This is a genomic window from Sphingomonas aliaeris, assembly GCF_016743815.1.
In the GTDB taxonomy this organism is placed as follows: Bacteria; Pseudomonadota; Alphaproteobacteria; order Sphingomonadales; family Sphingomonadaceae; genus Sphingomonas; species Sphingomonas aliaeris.
This window is the reverse complement of the sequence record NZ_CP061035.1, coordinates 3,631,163-3,652,830: the sequence shown is the minus strand read 5'-3', so window position 1 is coordinate 3,652,830 and position 21,668 is coordinate 3,631,163. Positions and strand designations below refer to the sequence as shown.

Below are 21,668 nucleotides of genomic sequence, written 5' to 3'. Positions count from 1 at the left end.
TGCAAAGCGGCAGCACGCGGCCACATTGTGATCGCGTGCTGCGGCAATACGAACTTGTCGATCGGGTTTTAAGCTACGATCCCAATGCCGATGAGGCGTTGCTCAACCGCGCGTACGTCTTTTCGGTGAACGCGCACGGCACCCAGAAGCGGGCCAGCGGCGACCCGTATTTCAGCCATCCGATCCAAGTCGCCGGCATCCTGACCGAGCTGCATCTGGACGATCAGACGATCGCCACCGCGATCCTGCACGACACGGTCGAGGATACGGTTGCGACCATTGAACAGATCACGCAATTGTTCGGCCCCGACGTCGCGCGGCTGGTGGACGGCGTGACCAAGCTGTCGAAGATCGAGGCGCAGACCGAAAACGAGCGTGCCGCCGAGAATCTGCGCAAGTTCCTGCTCGCCATGTCCGGCGACATCCGCGTGCTGCTGGTGAAGCTGGCCGACCGGCTGCACAACATGCGCACGCTGCATCACATCGCCAAGCCCGAGAAGCGCCGCCGGATCGCGCGCGAGACGATGGATATCTATGCGCCGCTCGCCGAGCGGATCGGCATGTACGAGTTCATGAAGGAGATGCAGACGCTCGCCTTCGCGCAACTGGAACCCGAGGCGTATGAATCGATCACGCGGCGGCTGGATTCGCTGAAGACCGATGGCGGCGGGGACCGGATCGCGAAGATCGGGTCGGGGCTGAAGCTGTTGCTTGGCCGGCACGGGATCGATGCGGATATTTCGGGCCGCGAGAAGCATCCCTACAGCATCTGGCGCAAGATGCAGGAGCGGCACATCAGCTTCGAGCAGCTGTCCGACATCATGGCGTTTCGCGCGATCGTTCCGACCGAGCAGGATTGCTATGCCGCTTTGGGCCAGATCCATCGCCGCTGGCCGATGGTGCCGGGGCGGTTCAAGGATTACATCTCCACTCCCAAGCGCAACGGATACCGATCGCTCCACACCAGCGTGATCCATGCCGACAATACCCGCGTCGAAATTCAGATCCGCACCGAGGAGATGCACGAGGAGGCCGAACTGGGCCTCGCCGCGCACTGGGCGTACAAACAGGACCACAGACAGATTCGGGTGAAGCCCGAGACGCAGGTCAGCTGGATCCGCGATCTGGTCGAAATTCTCGATACGACGGAAAGCCCCGAGGAGCTGCTCGAACATACCAAGATGGCGATGTATCAGGATCGCATCTTCGCGTTCACGCCGAAGGGCGAGCTGATCCAGTTGCCCAAGGGCGCGACGCCGGTCGATTTCGCCTATGCCGTCCATACCGATCTCGGCGATCAGGCGGTCGGCGCAAAGGTCAACGGGCGCGTCGTGCAGTTGCGGACGCCGATCGAGAATGGCGATCAGGTCCAAATCCTGCGATCCAAGGCGCAGGAGCCGCAGCCCGCCTGGCTGAACTTCGCGATTACCGGAAAGGCGCTGGCGGGTATCCGCCGCCATCTGCGCATGAAGGAGCGGGTCGAGACGCAGGCGCTGGGCCGCAAGATCTACGACGAACTGGTCGGCCGGTTGCCGGCGACGATGGCGGCGGATGCGCAGAAGGCCGCGCTGACCCGTCTGAAGATCGCCGACGAGGTCGCGTTGATGGAGGCGATCGCGCGCCGCCGCGTCACCGATGCTCAGGTGATGGAAGCGCTGATGCCGGGATCGGCGGGCGCGGATGCATTGCGTGAACTACCCCCGCAATCCAGCGCCATCTCGATTCGCGGTCTGACGCCGGGCGTGGCATTCGATCTGGCGGAATGCTGCCATCCCGTGCCCGGCGACCGAATCGTCGGCCTGCGCCGCCCGGATGCGGGGATCGAGGTGCATACGATCGACTGCCCGGTGCTGGCGGCGGCGGACGATGCCGATTGGGTCGATCTCGCGTGGGGCGACAAGACCGAGGGTGCCACGGGCCGCATCCTGGTCGAGGTGAAGAACGAACCCGGGGCGCTCGGCACGATCGCGACGATCATCGGCGCGCAGATGGCCAACATCGTCAATTTGCGGCTCGACAATCGCGATACCGGATTCCACACCAACACGATCGATGTGGAGGTGCATGACGTGCAGCATCTGATGCGCGTGATCGCCGCGTTGCGCGCCGCCGATGCGGTGAATGCGGTGGAGCGGGTCTAGCCCGGGGGCTGGTTTGTAACGAACGGGGAGTGGGGCGTAAGATCCGGGCGATCGGATCCACCCCAACCGTTCGTGCTGAGCCTGTCGAAGCACCTGTCCTGCGCTACCCGCCCTTCGACAAGCTTGTCTGTCTGGAATGGTGTAATCGGCAAGGTGCCTGAGCCGGGTGGCCACCCGGCTCAGGCGGCGGATGTGAGGCCGTTCGACAAGCCGGTCGACAAAGACCGTTCCTGAGCAGGGCCACATCCGTCTTCCCAAACCCCGGACAGTTGCCTGGGGCCGTGCTTACGGACCCCGCATGACAAGCTTGGGAGACCGGATCATGTCACACTCCGACCTCTTTGTCGGCATCGATGTTGCCAAGGACGAACTCGTTATCCACGCTCATCCGGCAGGAATGCTCTGGCGGGTACCCAATACCAAGACCGGCATTGCCGCACTCGGCCGCAAGCTTGTCCGGCTTGCCGGTACGGCGTGCCTGCGGATCGGCTTCGAGGCATCGGGCGGTTACGAGCGCAAGCTCGCCATCCTGCTCGATCGGATGGACGTTACAGCCTATCTCCTCGATCCGGCACGCGTGCGCAGTTTCGCCCGTGCCGAGCGACAACTCGCGAAAACCGACCCACTCGATGCGGCCGTCATCGCGCGGTGTCTGGCAGCACTGCATCCCGAACTGACGCCCTATGTCCATGATCCCGAGGCCGTGAGGCTGGCCGAGCATGTCCGCATGCGCGATCTTGCCGTCGCCCAGGCGGTCCAGTTCGGCAATCAGTTGGAGAGCATCGCCGATCCCGCCATGCGCCGCCTCGTCGTCGCGCAGGTCGCACGGCTCAAGGCCCTGGTTCTGCGCATCGAAAAAGCCATTGCCAGCGTCATCGCCGCCTCGCCCGATCTGGCCGCTCGCGAAGCCCTGCTCCGCACAGCACCCGGCGTCGGGCCGGTCGTTGCCGCATGCCTGCTGGCACGCATGCCAGAACTCGGACGCCTCTCCAGTCGACAGGTCGCAGCGCTTGCTGGCCTCGCCCCCTTCGATCGCCAAAGCGGCAAGACCAGCCGGCCGGGGCGATGCTCGGGCGGCAGGCCCAGCATCAGGCGTTGTCTCTATCTGGCCGCGCTCAGCATCGCGCGCTCGGGCAAGGGGCAACTCGCCGCTACCACCAACCGCCTGCGAGAGGCCGGCAAACCCTTCAAGCTTGCCATCGTCGCCACAATGCGAAAACTGCTCGTAACCCTCAACGCGATGGTCAAAAACAATACCGAATATCGCACCGCGTGAACACAGTTGCTCAGGACGAACGGAGGTTGGTGGACGCCGGAGTGCGGGTGCCATGAAGCGAGGTAACGCCCCGGAGACACGCGGGGACCCGCGTCTTGGCGGGGGGCGCCCGCAGATCGACGGGCCGCGGAGTGAATCACCACCCCGCGGCCAACGCCTTACTTGACCCCGTGCATCCACTTCTTGAGCGGCCAGGACAGCAGCAACAGCAGCAGGCCCAGGCCGATCGCCCATTCGGAGATCAGCGTGAAGACGCCGCTATAAGTGTCAAGGCTGACCTTCAAATTGGTCACCTGTCCACCGACCGTCTCGACGCTGGCGACCTGCGCGATCATGCCGGCGAAATATTGCGCGACCGAGATCGACAGGAACCACACGCCCATCATCAGCCCGACGACGCGCGCGATCGACAGCTTGGTGATCATGCTGAGCCCGACCGGGGAGATGCAGAGTTCGGCGACCGAGTGGATCAGGTACAGGCCGGCGAGCCACCAGATCCCGACCTTGAAGTCCGGTCCGACGAACTGCGTGCCCCAGACGAGGAACAGGAAGCCGGCGCCCACGCCCATCAGCGCGAGGCCGAACTTGACCGGGATCGACGGTTCGATGTTGCGCTTGGCAAGACCGCTCCACAGGATGCTCATCACCGGCGCCAGCGCGACGATGAAGAAGGCGTTGAAGAACTGCGTCTGCCCGGCGGAGATCGGGATGCCGAACAGGTGCAGATCGGTGTTGCGATCGGCGAACAGCGTCAGGCTGGACCCGGCCTGTTCGAACAACGTCCAGAAGACGACGTTGAAGACGATCAGCACCATCGCCGCCAGCATCATCTGGAATTCCTGTCGCGAGCCTTTCAGGAACGACCAGATCAGGATGCCGGGCACCGCGATCGTGAAGGTGCCGAACAGCAATTTGCCCATCAGCGACAGCGAGGCAACATAGCCGACGATGCCCGAGCCGGGTTCCGGCGGTGCCATGTTCATCAGGTTGACGAAGAGCAAGTAGAAGATCGGCACGCCCAATGTCGCGGCGGTGAAGATGCCGAGGGCGCGGTCCTTCTGGCCGGCGCGCACCGGGGGCTCGCCATAGCCGTTCAGCTTGCCCCCATCGAACTGGATCAGCGCATAGGAGAACAGCATGCCGAACGCGGCCAGGCCGAAGCCGGCCCACCAGCCGACGGCATCGGCGAGGAACGGGCAAAGGATCTGCGACCCGAGCGAGCCGAGGTTGATGCCCATGTAGAAGATCGTGAAGCCGGAATCGCGTCGCCGGTCGCCCTGCGCATACAATTCGCCGACCATCGTCGAGATATTGGGTTTGAAGAAGCCGTTGCCGACCGAGATCATCGACAGCGCGATCAGCATGATCGCGACGAACAGCGGGCTGCGATCCGCGTCGGACTGGAACCCGTCGGGCGCGATGTGGCGCGTGACGGTGCCGTCCGCGGCGAGCAGGTCGACGCTCTTGTCGTCGTTGCCCTTGATCTTCAGCCGCGTCGCGCCGTCGACGACGTAGCGCGTCTCGACGCCCGCGACCTGTTCGACCTGGATCGTGGTGCGTTGTCCGTCGATCGTCGCATAGGGCGTCGCGGTCTGTCCGCCGAAGCACAGGACGAAATAGCCGAGCGACATCATGATCGCGCCGAACTTCACCGCGCGCTTGGACCCCAGATACTGATCCGCCAGATATCCGCCGATCAGCGGCGTCAGATAGACCAAAGCGGTGAACCCGCCATACAGGCCGGTCGCCTGGCGATCGCCGAACACGAAATGCTTGGTGAGATACAGCGTGAGCAATGCGCGCATGCCGTAATAGCCGAACCGCTCCCACATTTCGGTAGTGAACAGGCGGGCGAGCTGCGGCGGATGGCCGAACCAGGTCTTCTGTTCTGCCGGATTTACGTGGCTGATATCCGGCTCGCCGCGGGAATCCGCGGTGGGGGTGTCGACCATTTTTACAAAGCTCCCTGAAACGCTTGAGCGATTATACGTGCGGCCGTCTGATGCGGCGTGTCGGATGGGAGCGGAGACTAGCGGCAATCGCCCGGGTGTAAATACGCGAGCGTCGTGACTAGATGACGGGGATGTTCAACGACACCACCACCCTGCTCTCGCTGCTCGCCACCCGCCGTTCCGGCAAGCCGCGCGATCTGGTCGCGCCCGGCCCCGACGCGACGCAGCTGGCCGAAATCCTCCAGATCGCCGCGCGGACGCCCGATCACGGCAAACTCGCGCCGTGGCGTTTCGTGATCGTGCCCGAAGAGAAGCGCGACCTGCTCGCCGAAGTGATCGTCAAGGCGTACCGCGAGGAACGCCCGCAGGCGGCGCGACTGGAGATCGAATCGCTCGAACAGTTCGCGCATCAGGCGCCGACCTTGGTCGTCGTGCTGTTCTCGCCCAAGACGCAGAGCCATATCCCGTTGTGGGAGCAGGAATTGTCCGCCGGGGCAGTGTGCATGAACCTGCTCCACGCGGTGCATGCCAGCGGGTTTGCCGGCGGCTGGCTGACCGGTTGGCCCAGCTTCAGCGACGCGGTGCGCGATGCGTTCGGCGCCGCACCCGAGCGGATTGCCGGATTCATGTTCATCGGCACGCCGTCGCGTCCGCTCGACGAACGCCCGCGTCCCGAAATGGGCACGATTGTATCCGCTTGGTCATAATTGATGCTGGACGTCCCGGCCCTTTGGTGTATTAAGTCAGCATGACAGCGCTCAACAGCGAAGACAGCCCGGTTTACCTGAAGCTGCGTGCGACGATCTCGGCCGCGATACTGCGCGGCGACTTCCGCGCCGGGGATCAACTCCCGTCCGTCCGCGCGCTTGCCGCGGAACATGGTGCCAATCCGCTAACCGTCGCCAAGGCGTATCAGAGCTTCCAGGACGACGGCTATGTCGAGGTCCGGCGCGGGGTGGGCATGTTCGTGCTACCCGGGGCCGCGGAAAAGCTGAAGATCGCCGAACGCGAGCTGTTCCTGAAGACCAGCTGGCCGCGCATCCGCAGCCATATCGACCTGCTCGGGCTCGACGCCGCCGACCTGCTGGAACGCGAGCGGGCCTAGACCGGACGAGTACGGGCCGCTGCCCGTCGCTCCAAAACCTGGTCGGTTGGGCAGAACTGCCCTTTGAGCGAGATGACATTAGCGCCGGTCCACACCGACCGTTCGTCCGGAGCTTGTCGAATTGCGTGCACCACGGACAGGGTGCTTCGACAGGCTCAGCACGAACGGGTGGTGGTGAATTTCCTGCGCTCTAACTCGCCGGAAAAAGTCCCAGCGCGTCCACGTCCTCGGGTGTCAGGTCGATCCCGAACAACATGTTCAACCGCAATCGGTAGACGCGGCGGTCGGTGATTTCCGCGACAGTCTCCTCACCACCGCTGCGACGGCGATAGGACACGCCGTTCAGTCCGGCGAATCCCTTGGGCAGCACCACGCTGACGATCGGTGCCTGGGTGAAGCGGCTCGCGGGTGCGGTCGAGCACCAGTGATTGCCCATCAGTAGGTCCGATTCCCACACCGGGTCCAGCGTGAAGCTGAATTGCGGCCGCGGGTCGCCACCCGCATCGCGTGACAGCATCCAGCCGAACGTCTCGTCGCGCTGCAATCGGGAGGTCGTCCCGTCCGGGCCGGTCGCGGTGGCGCCATCGACGAGCGGCATAGGTGGCGAATAGCTGCCGCCGAAGCCGCAATCGGCGATCCAGTCCTGCCCGTCGATCCGCACGAGGCTAAGCGTATGCGTTTTTCCCGGTACCCCGTCGGCCGTCGCGGGCGGCGCCAGCCAGACGCGCGCCAGCAACGGTCGCGCCTCGAACCCGAGGGCCGCGAGCGCATCGCCGCACAACCGGTTATGTTCGAAACAATATCCGCCACGCCGCGCCGTCACCAGCTTGGCGGAGACGGAGTCGCTGTCGATCCGGATCCCGCGACCAAGGACGACGTCGAGATTCTCGAACGGGATCGTCATGCGGTGCGCGTGTTGCAAACGCTCCAGCCCCGCCGCATCGGGCGACGGCCGCGCACCCAGCGCGATACGCGCCAGATAGGCGTCGAGATCGAAGCTCATGCCGCGAACAGTTCCGCCGCGACCGAGTAGAGGACGTCCGCCTTCGCCGTCGCCGCGGCCTTCAGCCCCAGCGCTTCCGGAACGATCTGGTCGATATAGAATTTCGCCGCAGCCGCCTTCATCGCCAGGAAGTCCGACGCCTCGCCGCTGTCCGCCACGATGCGGCCCTGCCGTTCCATCAGCCAGCCGCACACCGCGACCGACAGCATCGTCAGGAACGGATAGGATCCGGCCAGCTTGTCGTCCGCGTCCAGCGCCATCATCGCGCGGCCGATCTCGTCGCACGTCTCGATCAGCATGATCAGCGTGGCATCCTTTGCCTCCGCCTTCATGTCGGCGATCAGCGCGTTGAACGCGCCGCCATTGTCGAGCCCCAGCTTGCGGCCGACCAGATCCGCCGCCTGTATGCCGTTCGTGCCCTCGTAGATCGGGGTGATGCGCGCATCGCGGAAGAACTGCGCCGCGCCCGTCTCCTCGATATAGCCCATCCCGCCGAACACCTGGATGCCGATCGAGGAGACTTCGCAGCCGATATCGGTGCCGTGCGCCTTGGCCAGCGGGGTGAGGATTTCCAGCCGGTTCTGTGCGCCCGCTTCGCCAAGCGTCGCACGATCGACCTGCGCTGCGGCGAGGTAGACCAAGGCGCGCGCGGCCTGCGTCTGCGCCTTCATCCGCATTAACATGCGGCGGACGTCGGGATGCTCGACGATGCGCACCGAATCGCGGCTGGTGGAGCCGGCGCGAGCGGATTGCACGCGCTCCAGCGCATAGGCGACCGCCGCCTGCGTCGCACCCTCGGCCACCTGGACGCCCTGCAGGCCGACGTTGAGGCGCGCATTGTTCATCATCGTGAACATCGCGCGGATGCCGCCATATTCCGGGCCGATCAGCTCGCCGATGCAATCGTCATGATCGCCGAAGCTCAACACGCAGGTGGGGGAGGCGTGCAGCCCCATCTTGTGTTCGATCGACACGACGCGGACGTCGTTCGGCTCGGCCGGATTGCCGTCCGCATCCAGCCGGAACTTGGGCACGAGAAACAGCGAGATGCCCTTGGTCCCCGCCGGTGCACCCGGCGTCCGCGCGAGGACAAGGTGGACGATGTTCGGCGCCATGTCGTGATCGCCAAACGAGATATAGATCTTGGTGCCCTTGATCGACCACTTCCCGTCGCCGAGCGGCCTGGCCTGCGTGCGCAATGCGCCGACGTCGGAACCGGCCTGCGGCTCGGTCAGGTTCATCGTCCCGGTCCATTCGCCGGTCGCCAGATGCGGCAGGTACAAAGCCTGCTGTTCCGGCGATCCGTGATGCGCCAGCGCCTCGATCGCGCCGACCGTCAGCGTGGGGGCGAGCGCGAAGCCCATGTTCGCGCTGCCCAATGTATCCAGCACCGCGGTCTGGATCGCGAAGGGCAGGCCCTGTCCGCCGAATTCCTCCGGCACGCCGATCATGCCCCAGCCACCCTCGACATAATCGTGATAGGCCTGGACGAAGCCGTCCGGCATCACCACGCCGTCGGGCGTCCATTTCGCGCCGACCGTATCCCCGGCGCGGGCGAGCGGTGCCCATTCGCCCTCCGCCAACTGCCCGACGCCTTCCAGCACGGCATCGACCACGTCGTCGCTCGCGGCGGCGAAGCGTTCGCTCGCGGCGAGATCCGCGATGCGGGTGACGTGGGTCAGCACGAAGCGCTGGTCGGCGGTGGCGGGGGTGAAGGGCATCGCTCTTATCCTCTTGGCTTTCGCGGGCTATAGCGCCGGGCGATGGCCGATCCAAATCCGCATATCCCGACGATCGTCTTACCCTACGGCGAGGCTGCGATTGCGGCTGCGGCGAAGGTCGTCGCGGCGGGGGGATGCGTCGCCATACCCACGGAAACGGTCTACGGCCTCGCCGCCGACGCGTGCGATTTCGCGCGCGGTCGCGGGCATTTACGCGGCCAAGGGACGGCCGAGCTTCAACCCGCTGATCGTTCATGTGCTCGACCGGGCGGCGGCGGAACGGCTGGCGCTGTTCGACGCCGATGCGATGAGGCTGGCGGCGGCATTCTGGCCGGGACCGTTGACCTTGGTGCTGCCGGTGCGGGCGGATTCGGGGCTGGCGTCGCTCGTCACGGCGGGGCTGGACACGGTCGCGATCCGCGTGCCCGCGCACCGCGCGATGCGGGTGCTGCTGGAAGCGACGGGAACGCCGCTGGCCGCGCCCTCCGCCAATGCCAGCAATGCGATCAGCCCGACGCGAGCGGCGCATGTCGTCGCGACGCTAGATGGACGCATCCCGCTGGTGATCGACGATGGGGCGACCGAGGCGGGGCTGGAATCGACGATCGTCGCGACGGGCGGCGGCGCGCGCATCCTGCGCGAGGGGCCGATCACGGCGGAGGCGCTGTCGAAGGTTCTTTCGCGAGCGGTCGAGGCGCGGGCGGCTACGGGCGCGATCACCGCGCCGGGGCAACTCGCGAGCCATTATGCCCCGAAAAAGCCGTTGCGCCTGAACGCGACCGACCGGCGTGCGGGCGAGTGGCTGATCGGTTTCGGTGGGATTAAGGGGGACGACACTTTGTCGGAGGCCGGCGACCTGACCGAAGCCGCTGCGTCTTTGTTCGATGCGCTCCACCGGGCGGATGCGAGCGACCGGCGGACGATCGCGATCGTGCCGATCCCTTCGGTCGGCATCGGCGCGGCGATCAACGACCGGATCGCCCGCGCGGCGCATCGCTAGAAGGCTGGTTCGCGCAGAGGCACAGAGAACGCCGAGAGAGAGAGAGAGAGAGAGAGAGAGAGAGGGAGTGCTCGTCTTGCTTCTTTCTCCGCGTCTCCGCGTCTCCGCGTGAACCTCTATCCAATCTTATCGTGTCGGACCGAGATTTTGTTCACGCGGAGACGCGGAGAAGATGAGGGGAAAGCTGACGCTTTCGTTTCTTGTTCTTCTCTGCGTCCTCTGCGCCTCTGCGCGAACAGAACCTTTATCAGGCGGTGACCGCGGCTTTCGAGCGTGCTGCGAAGCTCTTGCGGAGTTTCTGGAGCTTGGGCGGGATGACGGCCATGCAATAGGGGTTGCTGCGGCCCGACGTTTCCCAATATTCCTGATGATAATCCTCCGCCGGATACCATTGCGACAGCGGCTCGATCGTCGTGACGATCGGACCTGACGACGTCGCGCCGGTGCGGGCCATTGCTGCGCGGGCTTCGGTTTCCTGCTCCTCGGAATGCGGAAAGATTGCGGAGCGGTATTGCGTGCCGACATCGTTGCCCTGGCGGTTCAACTGCGTCGGATCGTGCGTCGCGAAGAAGATGTCGAGCAGGTCGCCATAATGAAGCTGTTCTGGATCGAACGTGATGCGGATCGCCTCGGCATGGCCGGTATCGCCGCCGCAGACCTGCTTGTACGTCGGGTTTGGCACGTCGCCGCCGATATAGCCGCTTTCGACCTTGGTCACGCCGATCACGTCGTTGAACACCGCTTCGGTGCACCAGAAACATCCGCCCGCAAGGGTCGCGACTTCGCTTTCCATCATCAAAACTCCTGAATGTTACACAGAAGATAGGATGCCGGTGGCGCGAAGCAATCGGCGCTGATAGTCGGACGAGGACGAGGCGGTGTTCAGGAGCGACCGAGATGGCCGACAAGCGCGACATGACGGTGATGGTGACGGGTGGTGCGGGTTACATCGGCAGCCACGCGGTGCTGGCGTTGCTGGATGCGGGCTATGACGTCGTCGTGGTCGACAATCTCGTCACGGGCTTTTCCTGGGCGGTGGACGAGCGCGCGACGCTGATCGAATGCGCGATAGAAGATGAGGGTCGAGTCCGCGCCGCGATCCGGGGCCATCACGTCCAGGCGATCATGCATTTCGCCGGATCGGTCGTGGTGCCGGAGTCGGTCACCGACCCGCTCAAATATTACCGCAACAACACCGCCGCCAGCCGATCGCTGATCGAAAGCGCCGTGACGGAGGGCGTGCCGCATTTCATCTTCTCCTCGACGGCCGCGACCTACGGTACGCCCGATACGGAGACGGTTTCGGAGACGAGCCCGACCGTGCCGATCAACCCGTACGGCATGTCGAAGCTGATGACCGAAGCGATGCTGCGCGACGTCGCAGCGGCGCATCCGATGAACTATGCCGCATTGCGCTACTTCAACGTCGCGGGCGCCGATCCGCAGGGGCGCAGCGGGCAATCGACCGCGGGTGCGACGCATCTGATCAAGGTCGCGGTCGAGGCGGCAACGGGCAAGCGGGACAGCGTGGCGATCTTCGGCACCGATTTCGACACGCCCGATGGTACGGGGGTGCGCGATTACATCCATGTCAGCGATCTAGCGGCGGCGCATGTCGCCGCGCTCGCCCTGCTGATCGCCGAGCCGGGCCGCAGCCATACGCTGAACGCGGGCTACGGACGCGGTTTCTCGGTCAACGAGGTGCTGGATGCGGTCGATCGGGTGACCAACGTACAGGTCGTGCGCAATCCGCAAGGGCGCCGTGCGGGCGATCCGGCGGCGTTGATCTCCGACAACAGCGCCATCCTGAAGACGCTCGACTGGACGCCAGCGCGCGACGATCTCGATCTGATCGTCGCGGACGCGCTTGCTTGGGAAAGAAAGCTTTCCGAACGCGCATGAACCAAGCCGCCCCGCAATCCACGCGCGCGGCGGTGCTGATCCCGTTCGCCATAGTCACGTTGATCTGGGGATCAACGTGGCTGGTGATCAAGGATCAGCTGGGGATCGTCCCTGCCAGCTGGTCGGTCACGTACCGCTTCCTCGTCGCGGGGCTGACGATGCTTGCCTTTGCCGCATACAGGCGTGAGCGGCTGACGCTCGACGCGCGTGGCTGGGGCTTTGCGGCGGCACTGGCCGCGTTCCAGTTCTGCCTCAATTTCAACTTCGTCTACCGCGCCGAAGGGTATGTCACATCGGGGCTGGTCGCGGTGATCTTCGCGCTGATGATCGTGCCCAACGCGCTGCTCGGGCGGCTCTTCCTGGGCCAGCGTCTTGGCCGGCAACTGATCGTGGGATCGCTGGTCGCGATTGCCGGTGTCGGCCTGCTGTTCCTGCACGAGGCGCGGGCGGATGCGGGCGCGGTGCGGACGACGCTGATCGGGATAGGCTTCACGCTCGCCGCGATCATGTCGGCCTCCAGCGCGAACATCATGCAGGGCACGCAGGCGGCCAAACGCTATCCGATGGCGACGATGCTCGGCATGTCGATGCTGATCGGCGCGGCCTTCGATGCGGTGATCGCCTGGACGCTGACCGGGCCGCCGGTGATCGAGATGCGGCTGGGGTATCTGGCGGGCGTGCTGTATCTGGGCGTCTTCGCATCGGCGATCGCGTTTACGTTGTATTTTGGGGTGATCCGCGTGATCGGCCCGGCGAAGGCGGCCTATTCCGGCGTGCTGACGCCAGTGATCGCGATGCTGCTGTCGACGATCTTCGAAGGCTATCGCTGGTCGCTGCTCGCCGCATCGGGCGCCGTGCTGGCGGGGATCGGGCTGGTCATTGCACTCAGGGCACGCAGGCCGAACCGATAGTCGGGATAAAGCGGGCGCCAGCCGAGTACCCGCTTCGCCTTGCCGTTCGCGACGCGGCGGTTCTCGGCATAGAAGGCGCGCGCGGGTGGCGAGAGGCTTTCCAGCGCGACGAACGGCGGCGGGTCTACCCCGAGCAGATGCGCCGCGAACGCCATCACGTCGTTTTGCGCACAGGGCATATCGTCGGCGAGATTATATGCCCCCGCAGGAGCGTCGAACGCGGCGATCACCCCGGCGACGATATCGTCGACATGCACGCGGCTGAACACCTGATCGGGCAGGTCGACGCGGTGCCCACGTCGCTCGGCCACCCGGTCCAGCGCCGATCGGCCGGGACCGTAGATGCCCGGCAGGCGAAACACCCGCGCGCCGAGCGCCAGCCACGCCGCATCCGCCATCGCACGCGCGCCGCGCCGCCCGCGGATCGGCGCTTTTTCGTCGACCCACGCGCCGCCTGCATCGCCGTACACGCCGGTCGAGGACAGATATCCGGTCCAGGCGCGCGACGTGCCGATCATCCCGCCATAGCCGGCCAGCACCGGGTCCATATCCTCGGCCGGCGGGACGGAAGAGAAGATGTGCGTCGCAGCCGCCAGTTCGCGTTCGACCGCCTCGCGATCCTCGAACCGGATCGTCCCGTCGCGCCCGTCGCGGCTCGTGCCGACGACCTGCCAGCCCCCGCGCGCGCAAGGCATCGGCGATATGCGTGGCGGTATAGCCCAGCCCGAAGATCAGCATGCGCGACATTGCGGCTATTTCCCGTCGATCGGCCCGGGAATCACGATCGTCGCGCCGGGCACGTGATCCTTCTTCCATTGCATCGACCGGCGCACGCGGTTCTCGCCCGAGGGATGATCGAAGAACAGGATCTCCTCCACCGGCCCCGGCGATATCTTGCGATATTCCGACAGGCGCATCGCCGTCTTGGCGAAGCCGTCCGGCTCGCGCGCGGCATCCAGGCCGAAGATATCCGCCTCCGTCTCGTTATGCCGGATGATCGAGTTCTGCACCGGGGTCAGGATCAACCCGCAGATCGAGGCCAGCAACAGCAGCACGGGCGCCGCCGCCGGATCGGCCACGCCGCGCACCCGCCAGCGCGGATGACGCGCGATCAGCGACGGGGCGGCGCGCGAGACGACGAAGAACAACAATAGGAAGATGATCGTGAAGGCGCCGATCAGTTTCCACACGTGATTCAAGACGTAATGGCCCATTTCGTGGCCCATCACCGCGACGACTTCCTCGGGCGCGGTGCGCTTCAACAAATTGTCGTTGAGCGTGATGCGGATCGTCGGGCCGACGCCCGACACGTTGGCGGAGATGCGCTTGGTCTGCCGCGATGCATCCGAAACGTAGATATGTTCGGACGGGATGTGGTTCGCCGCCGCGACCGCGACGATGCGATCACGCAAGGGGCTGGCGGGCAGTTCGGTATAGGTGTTGAACAGCGGCGCGATGAACACCGGGGCGACCAGCGCACCGATCGCGACGAACAGCGACATCACCGCGCTGCCGATCAGCCACCACGTCCGGCGGAAGCGGCGGATCACGGCGAACAGGACGATGAACAACAGCGCGTTCAGGATCAGACCGATGCCGAAGCTCTTCACCGCATCCAGCGCCCATGCGGCGAAGGTCTGGTTCATCAGCCCGTACTGCTTTTCGCGCACGAAATCGGTGTAGATCGACCAGGGCAAAGTGGCGATCGTCGTCACGACGGTGAAGGGCAGCGCGTACAGGCCGGGCACGAGCCAGCGGCGGCGCATCGTCCGCTCGGCCCAGTCGCGCATCCGCGCCGACAGCCCGCTCGCGAGCAGCGCGACGAACACGACCGCGCCGATCAGCGTGGACCATAAGGGCAGCCAATATCCGCCCTCGAAATAGGCATCCGACTTGGCGCGCGCGGGCCCCTGCAACAGGTTCAGATAGGCGCGCGTCGCAGCGTCCACGTCGAACCCCGGATTGACCGCCGCATGCGCCGCCAGCGGACATGCCGCCAAACCGATACATGCCAAAATCGCCGCTTTGCGCATTCGCCTGTCCCCCCTGTATCCGTTCAGCGACCCGAACCGGTCACCGCGCGCCATAGCCCTTGTACAACAGCCCGAAGAAATCACCCTTGTTCCAGCGCGGTCGCTCGTCGCCGTCGGCGATCTCGCGCGCGATGGCGTAGTTCACGCCGACGAACCGGACGCCCTGCGCCCAGTCTAGCGGCTGCCATGCCTCGTCGGACGGACGGTGATAATGTTTGGCGAAGAAATCGGCATAGGCCGCCTTTCCGGGGCCGGCCTGTCCCGGCCACAGGAAGACCGAGGGCACGCCCTGCTGGACGAAGCGATAATGGTCCGATCGCACGAAGAAGCCCTGGCTCGGATCCGGGTCGGGACCCATATGAACGCCCAGCGCCTCGACCGCCTTCGATACGATCGGGCCCAACGTCGAGCGATCCGCGCCGTACACCGTCATATCCTCGAACGCGAAGGTCAGGATCGGCATGTCGAGATTGACGTCGGCGACGATCGTCGAGATCGGCACGGTCGGGTGGTTGGCAAAATAGTCCGCGCCGACCAACCCCTTTTCCTCCGCCGTCACCGCGAGGAACATGACGGTCCTGCGCGGCGGTTTTCCGCTGGTCTTGAAGCGCTTGGCCTCCTCGATCAGGCTGGCGATGCCGACCGCATTGTCCTCCGCCCCGTTATAGATCGTGTCGCCGCTCTCGTCCGCGCGGCCTACGCCGATATGATCGAGATGCGCGGACAGGACGACGACTTCCTTGCCCAGCTTCGGATCGCTCCCCGGGATCACGCCGACGATATTGCTGCTCAGGCCTGCTTCGAAACTGGTCTTGATCGATACCGCCAACGTGCCGGGCAGCGGTTCGGCGGTGAAGCTCGCCTCGCTGTCGGCGGCGCGTTTCAGCACATCGGCCCAGGGCGTCTTCGCGCCGACGAATAGTTTCGCAGCGCCCGCCGGGCTGAGCGTCCCGAGCATGGGGACGCCCATCCGCTTGCCGGTGCCGTCCGGTCTGGCCCAGGTCGTCCGCGCGCTGTCCCAGCGCTGCGACAGGCGCTGGAACGCCGCGCCGCCCTCACGCGTGATCAGGATCGCGCCCACCGCGCCCTGCGCCTCGGCGATCGCCGCCTTGGTCGCGGGGGAGGAGAAATGCGCGCGTTCCTCACTTTGCAGGCTGGCCGGTGCGCCGCCGAAATAGGCGACGATCTTGCCCTTCACGTCGACGCCGGCATAATCGTCGCGCTTGCTGTCGGGCGCGATCAGTCCGTAGCCGACGAACACGACCGGCGCGTCGATCACGGTCGCGCGCGCGCCCGGATTGACGCCGGGCACATAATCTTCCCCGAACGCCAGCTTTTGCGGCGCCGACCCCTTGCGCGTCAGGATCAGGTCGCCGCGATCCGTCGCGCGGAACGTCGTCAGGGGCACTTTCTGCAGATAGCCGCCATCGTCTCCGGCCGGACGCAACCCCGCCGCGTAGAATTGCGACGCGACGTACTGCGCGGCGATGTCATATTCCGGGCTGCCCGCCTCGCGCCCGCGCATCGCGTCGGACGCGAGGAACACGACATGCGCCTTCATCGCCAACTGGTCGTCGGGCAACGGCTTGGTCAATTCCGCGTTGATCGCCTTTAGATCGCGGGGTTTCGGGGCCGGGGTGGCGGCGGGCGCGGGGGGCAGGTGCGACCGGCACAGGGCGCTTCTTTTGCTCGGCGGCGGCATCGACCCCGGCGACACTTACCAGTGCGACAAGGAAACCCGCGCCAATCTTCGATACCATGATATGACCTTGCATTTCACTGTGTGTCAGCGGGGTAGCACGCGGGCGGGCGTGCGCAAGCCTTGCGATTTAGATGGCATCGTACGCCGTGCGACCTTACCTCTGCACCATGCTCGACATACAGACCGCCACCGCCATTCCCCATGTCACCCGCCGCGAGGATTACACCCCGCCCGATTGGCAAGTACCGGAAATCGCACTCGATTTCTCGCTGGATGCTGCCGCGACGCTGGTGCGCGCGACGCTTCACGTGGTCCGCGACAGTGCGCATGACCGGCCTTTGGTGCTGGACGGCGGCGGGCAGACGCCGCTGTCGGTCAAGGTCGACGGCGTCGCGGTGAACGACTGGCGGATCGAGAACGATGCGCTCGTCGTGCCGCTGTCCGGTACCGATCACGTGGTCGAGACCGAGGTCGAGATCGCGCCGGATCGCAACACGCAGTTGATGGGCCTGTATGCGTCGGGCGGCAATCTGTGCACGCAGTGCGAGGCGGAGGGGTTTCGCCGGATCACCTTCTTCCCGGACCGGCCGGACGTGCTCAGCATCTACAAGGTGCGGATGACGGCGGACAAGAAGCGTTATCCCGTGCTGCTGGCGAATGGCGATCCGGTCGCGCAGGGCGATGCCCCGGACGGGCGGCACTGGGCGGAATGGCACGATCCCTATCCCAAGCCCTGCTATCTGTTCGCGCTCGTCGCGGGCGATCTGGTCGCCAACACGACGACCTTCACGACGCGTTCGGGGCGCGAGGTTTCGCTCGGCATCTGGGTCCGCGCCGCCGACCTGCCCAAGACCGCGCATGCGCTCGCCGCGTTGCAGACGTCGATGACGTGGGACGAGCAGGTCTATGGCCGCGAATACGATCTGGACGTGTTCAACATCGTCGCGGTGGACGATTTCAACTTCGGCGCGATGGAGAATAAGGGGCTGAACATCTTCAACAGCCGCTACATCCTGGCCGATGCCGACACCGCGACGGATTACGATTTCGATGCGATCGCCGCGGTCGTGGCGCACGAATATTTCCACAACTGGTCGGGCAACCGCGTCACGTGCCGCGACTGGTTCCAGCTGAGCCTGAAGGAAGGCTTCACCGTGTTCCGCGATCAGGGCTTTTCCGCCGATCAGGGCAGCGCCGCGGTGAAGCGGATCGAGGATGTGCGCGGCTTGCGCGCGGCACAATTCCCGGAAGATGCGGGGCCGCTCGCGCACCCGATCCGTCCCGACGAATATCAGGAGATATCGAACTTCTACACCGCGACGATCTACAACAAGGGGGCCGAGGTGATCCGCATGATCGCCACGATCCTTGGGCCCGAACGGTTCCGCGCGGGGTCCGACCTGTATTTCGATCGCTTCGACGGCACGGCGGCGACGTGCGAGGATTTCGTCGCGTCGATGGAGGAAGCGAGCGGCGAGGACCTGTCGCAATTCCGCCTGTGGTATTCGCAGGCCGGCACGCCGCGCCTGACCGCCACGCTGCGTCAAGATGCCGGTGGCAGCCGCGCGACGCTGACCCTGTCGCAGCGCGTGCCCGTCACGCCCGGACAGCCGGTCAAGCAGCCGATGGTCCTGCCGATCAAGCTGAAGCTGTTTGGCGCCGACACCGCGACGACGCTGGCGCCCGAACGGCTCGTCCTGCTCGACGGACCTTCGGAGCAACTGGTGTTCGACGGCGTCACCGAACGCCCGATATTGTCGATCAACCGCGGTTTCTCCGCGCCCGTGGTGGTGGAAACGGACCGCAGCGCCGACGATCTCGCATTCCTCAGTGCGCATGACGACGATCCCTTCGCCCGGTACGAGGCAATGCAGCAATTGATGCTGGATACTTTGGTACAGGCCGCGGCGACCGGGCAGGCGGACCATAAGGCGGTGATCGCCGCGGTCGCGCATACGCTGGATGATGCCGCGCTCGACCCCGCTTTCGTCGCGGAGGCGGTGTTGCTGCCGTCCGACAATTTCATCGGTGACCAGATGGCTTTAGTGGATCCCGAAGCGATCTTCCGCGCGCGGGAGGCGCTGCGGCGCGATCTCGGCAAGGCGCTGGATGTGCGCTGGCGTGCCGCTTATGCCTCGACCCAGGCGGACGCGTTCGTCTATTCGCCTGCCGCCAAGGGCCTGCGCCGTCTGAAGACGGTCGCGCTCGGCTATATCGCGGCGAGCGGCGCCTGCGATGCGGCGGCACTTGCGTTCAAGCAGTTCGAGGCGGCGGACAACATGACCGATCGGCAGGGGGCACTCGGCGTGCTGGTCGCCGGGGATTCAGCCGAACGCGTCGCGGCGCTCGACATCTTCTACAATCGCTATTCGGACAATGCGCTGGTGCTGGACAAATGGTTCCAGACGCAGGCGCTGTCGCCGCGTGACGACACGCTGGAACAGGTGCAGACGCTGTCCCGCCACCGCGACTTCACGCTCGCCAATCCGAACCGCGCGCGGGCGCTGATAAGCGCATTCGCGGTCAACCAGCGCGCGTTCAACGCGGCAAGCGGGGAGGGATATCGCTTCGTCGCGGACCAGTTGATCGCCCTCGACAAGCTCAACCCGCAGACGGCCGCGAAGCTGCTGCCGCCGCTCGGTCGCTGGCGCCGTTTCGCCGAGGAGCGCGCGACGCGAATGCGCGCCGAACTGGAACGCATCGTCGCGACGCCGGGCCTGTCGAAGGACATGTTCGAACAGGCGTCGAAAAGCTTGGGTTAAGCCCTAGCGAACGGTGAACATCACCTGATCGACGACGCGCCCGGCGACGTCGGTCAGCCGCAACAGGTGGCGGCCGGGCGCGGCGAGGACCAGCGGCTTGCCGTCCGCCGCCCCCAGATCGCGGCGGTCCAGCATCAGCCGGTGCGCGGTCACCTCGCCCGAGACGCCGATCGCCAGCCTCTGCCGGTCGATCGGGATATCGGGATCGATCGCATAGACGCTGCCCGAAACGGGATTCACGATCCGCGGACGGCGCGACCGGGGCGGTGCGGCGGCGATCTGCGCCTGTCCCGTCCCGGCCAGGAAATATTCGGTGCGGGGGCGCTCGAGGCCGGATCCGAACGCGATCCGGCGCTGCTCGATACCGTTCGGACGGGCCGGCGCGCGGCCCGGCCGGTCGGCGTGCAGCGCCATCATCAGGTCGCGCCATACCGGTGCCGCGCCGCTCGTGCCCGACACCGCGCGCATCGGATCGCCTTCCAGATTCCCGACCCATACCGCGACGGTGAAGCGATCGGAGAAGCCGATACACCAATTGTCGCGCATCGCCTTGGACGTGCCGGTCTTCACCGCCGCCCAGAATGGCAGCCGCAACGCGCTGTCGGGCCCGAACGTCTGGGTGCGCGCATCGGGATCGGCGATCATGTCGGATACCAGCCATGCCGCCTGCGCGCTGGTGATGCGGCGCGGGGCCGGCCGGGGATCGTCCTTCGTCAGCCTGAGCGGGGTCCAGAGGCCATGATTTGCCAGCGCGCGATAGGCATCCGCCTGCTCCAGCAGCGTCACCTCGGCGGAGCCGAGCGCGAGGCTGAACCCGTAATATTGCCCGTCCTCGACCAGACCGCGATAGCCGATATCCCACAGCCGGTCGCGGAACGGCTCGACCCCGACCAGCAGCAAGGTGCGGACGGCGGGGACGTTGAGCGACCCGGCCAGCGCATTGCGGGCGGACACCGGCCCCTTGAAGGCGTGGTCGTAATTCTGCGGCACGTACAGGCCGGACGCGGTGTCCAGCTGGACGGGTGAATCGTCGAGGATCGAGGCGGGGGTCAGATAGCCCTTCTCGATCGCCTGTGCGTAGAGGAACGGCTTCAGCGTCGATCCCGCCTGACGATAGCTGTTCGCGCCATCGACCGAGGCGGCGGTGGACGCGCCGCCGATCCCGCCGACATAGGCGAGCACGTCGCCGCTCGCATTGTCGACCACCACCACCGCGCCGTCGCGGGCGCGGGCGCCGCCCAGGCCCTGCAACTGACGCCTGAGCGCGACGATCGCCGCGCGTTGGACGCCGGCATCCAGCGTCGTGGTGATGCGGTCGCCAGCCTTGGTCAGCAGGCGTTGACCCAGATGCGGTGCGAGCCCGGGATCGAGCGCGAGGCTGCGCGCCGGGCCGAGCATCGACGCCGCCTGTCCGGCGAAGCGCGTGCAGTCCGTGTCGTGCGACAGGGCGCAGGCGCGGCGCGCGACGATCCCGGATGCCGCCTGCGGTTCGGGCAACAAAGCCGCAAGCAGGATGGCATCGTCGCGCGACAGGGCGTCCGGCGTCTTGCCGAACAGCCCCAGCGCCGCCGCGCCGATCCCCTGCGCCTCACCGCGAAACCCGGCGAGGTTCAGATATGCCTCGAGGATCTGGTCCTTGCTCCAGGTGCGCTCGATCGCCCAGCCGGCGCGCATCTGGCGCAATTTGTCGCGCAGGCCGCGTGCGCCGGGCGCGGCGAGATCGGGCGCGAGGAAGCCCGCGACCTGCATCGACACGGTGCTGGCGCCGCGATGGCGCCGGCCCATGATCCGGTCGCGCAGCGCGCCGATCATCGCGAGCGTATCGACGCCGCCGTGATCGAAGAAGCGCCGGTCCTCCGCCGCGACGATCGTCTCGCGTGCGACCGGCGATACCGTGTCGAGCGGTGTCCAGCCAAGCCGGCGCGCGGCGAAATCGACACGCGCGGAATCGATCAGCCGGCCGTGGCGGTCGTACAGCCACGCTTCGGAGGGATGCCACGCCGCGCGGGTGCGGGCGTAATCGGGCAGCGGCGGGGGCAGGGTGGCATAGTCGATCGCGGCGAACGCGAGGACGAACAGGAACAGTCCGAGGAGCGTCATCCCCTTTTTGGTGAGCGCCCTCTCCCACACCGGTTCGTGCCGGGCCTGTCGAAGCACCTG

At 65.9% G+C, this 21,668-nt stretch carries 14 protein-coding genes and 2 pseudogenes; 8 read left to right on the top strand and 8 right to left on the bottom strand.

Annotated elements, in window-relative coordinates; all coding sequences use genetic code 11:
• Positions 1-35: 35 nt before the first annotated feature.
• On the top strand, positions 36-2,141 hold the full coding sequence (locus tag H5J25_RS17260) for a RelA/SpoT family protein (protein ID WP_202093193.1): 2,106 nt from the start codon (positions 36-38) through the stop codon (positions 2,139-2,141).
• A gap of 322 nt (positions 2,142-2,463) precedes the next feature.
• Complete coding sequence (locus H5J25_RS17255) at positions 2,464-3,417, top strand: IS110 family RNA-guided transposase (RefSeq protein ID WP_202090443.1); 954 nt, start codon at positions 2,464-2,466, stop codon at positions 3,415-3,417.
• Positions 3,418-3,575: 158 nt separating this feature from the next.
• Here H5J25_RS17255 and H5J25_RS17250 read toward each other — a convergent pair whose 3' ends face one another.
• Positions 3,576-5,369: a peptide MFS transporter gene (locus H5J25_RS17250; protein ID WP_202093191.1), complete on the bottom strand. Its 1,794-nt coding sequence runs from the start codon at positions 5,367-5,369 to the stop codon at positions 3,576-3,578.
• Between the two features lie 131 nt (positions 5,370-5,500).
• Here H5J25_RS17250 and H5J25_RS17245 point away from each other — a divergent pair, with 131 nt between their 5' ends.
• Together H5J25_RS17245 and H5J25_RS17240 are read left to right on the top strand one after the other, a co-directional pair.
• A complete protein-coding gene (locus H5J25_RS17245) occupies positions 5,501-6,076 on the top strand; it encodes a nitroreductase family protein (protein ID WP_202096464.1) in 576 nt (191 codons plus the stop codon).
• 41 nt (positions 6,077-6,117) lie between these two features.
• The gene (locus H5J25_RS17240; protein ID WP_202093189.1) at positions 6,118-6,474 is read left to right on the top strand and encodes a GntR family transcriptional regulator; all 357 of its coding nucleotides are present in this window, start codon (positions 6,118-6,120) and stop codon (positions 6,472-6,474) included.
• Positions 6,475-6,664: 190 nt separating this feature from the next.
• On the opposite strand, the gene H5J25_RS17235 is transcribed toward H5J25_RS17240, so the two are convergent.
• Positions 6,665-7,477 (bottom strand): arylamine N-acetyltransferase family protein, encoded by an 813-nt coding sequence (locus H5J25_RS17235; protein WP_202093187.1) that lies wholly within the window; start codon positions 7,475-7,477, stop codon positions 6,665-6,667.
• Positions 7,474-9,198, bottom strand: a complete 1,725-nt coding sequence (locus H5J25_RS17230) for an acyl-CoA dehydrogenase (protein ID WP_202093185.1) — start codon at positions 9,196-9,198, stop codon at positions 7,474-7,476. The genes H5J25_RS17235 and H5J25_RS17230 overlap by 4 nt, the downstream gene beginning before the upstream one ends.
• 42 nt (positions 9,199-9,240) lie before the next feature.
• Between H5J25_RS17230 and H5J25_RS17225 the strand changes: the two are divergent.
• A pseudogene (locus H5J25_RS17225) lies at positions 9,241-10,198 on the top strand (L-threonylcarbamoyladenylate synthase).
• 247 nt (positions 10,199-10,445) lie between these two features.
• Here H5J25_RS17225 and msrA read toward each other — a convergent pair.
• Positions 10,446-10,991, bottom strand: coding sequence for a peptide-methionine (S)-S-oxide reductase MsrA (gene msrA / locus H5J25_RS17220; protein ID WP_202096463.1), 546 nt, complete (start codon positions 10,989-10,991; stop codon positions 10,446-10,448).
• 104 nt (positions 10,992-11,095) lie between these two features.
• Between msrA and galE the strand changes: the two genes are divergently transcribed.
• Both galE and H5J25_RS17210 read left to right on the top strand, forming a co-directional pair.
• Positions 11,096-12,100: a UDP-glucose 4-epimerase GalE gene (galE, locus tag H5J25_RS17215; RefSeq protein ID WP_202093183.1), complete on the top strand. Its 1,005-nt coding sequence runs from the start codon at positions 11,096-11,098 to the stop codon at positions 12,098-12,100.
• On the top strand, positions 12,097-13,011 hold the full coding sequence (locus H5J25_RS17210) for a DMT family transporter (protein WP_202093182.1): 915 nt from the start codon (positions 12,097-12,099) through the stop codon (positions 13,009-13,011). Before galE ends, H5J25_RS17210 begins: the two co-directional genes overlap by 4 nt.
• Here the strand turns inward: H5J25_RS17210 and H5J25_RS17205 are convergent.
• The 3 genes and pseudogenes from H5J25_RS17205 to H5J25_RS17195 form a co-directional block, all read right to left on the bottom strand.
• Positions 12,921-13,758 (bottom strand): annotated as a pseudogene (locus tag H5J25_RS17205) (NAD(P)-dependent oxidoreductase). The gene H5J25_RS17210 and the pseudogene H5J25_RS17205 sit on opposite strands and share 91 nt — an antisense overlap.
• A gap of 5 nt (positions 13,759-13,763) precedes the next feature.
• Positions 13,764-15,044 carry a M48 family metallopeptidase gene (locus H5J25_RS17200; RefSeq protein ID WP_202093181.1) on the bottom strand — a complete coding sequence of 427 codons (1,281 nt, stop codon included), beginning with the start codon at positions 15,042-15,044 and terminating at the stop codon, positions 13,764-13,766.
• A gap of 40 nt (positions 15,045-15,084) precedes the next feature.
• Positions 15,085-16,746, bottom strand: a complete 1,662-nt coding sequence (locus H5J25_RS17195) for a M28 family metallopeptidase (protein WP_202093180.1) — start codon at positions 16,744-16,746, stop codon at positions 15,085-15,087.
• 167 nt (positions 16,747-16,913) lie between these two features.
• On the opposite strand from H5J25_RS17195, the gene pepN reads away from it, so the two are divergent.
• The gene (pepN, locus tag H5J25_RS17190) at positions 16,914-19,508 is read left to right on the top strand and encodes an aminopeptidase N (RefSeq protein WP_202093178.1); all 2,595 of its coding nucleotides are present in this window, start codon (positions 16,914-16,916) and stop codon (positions 19,506-19,508) included.
• 3 nt (positions 19,509-19,511) lie between these two features.
• Here pepN and pbpC read toward each other — a convergent pair whose 3' ends face one another.
• Positions 19,512-21,608 carry a penicillin-binding protein 1C gene (gene pbpC, locus H5J25_RS17185; RefSeq protein WP_202093176.1) on the bottom strand — a complete coding sequence of 699 codons (2,097 nt, stop codon included), beginning with the start codon at positions 21,606-21,608 and terminating at the stop codon, positions 19,512-19,514.
• Positions 21,609-21,668: the final 60 nt, after the last annotated feature.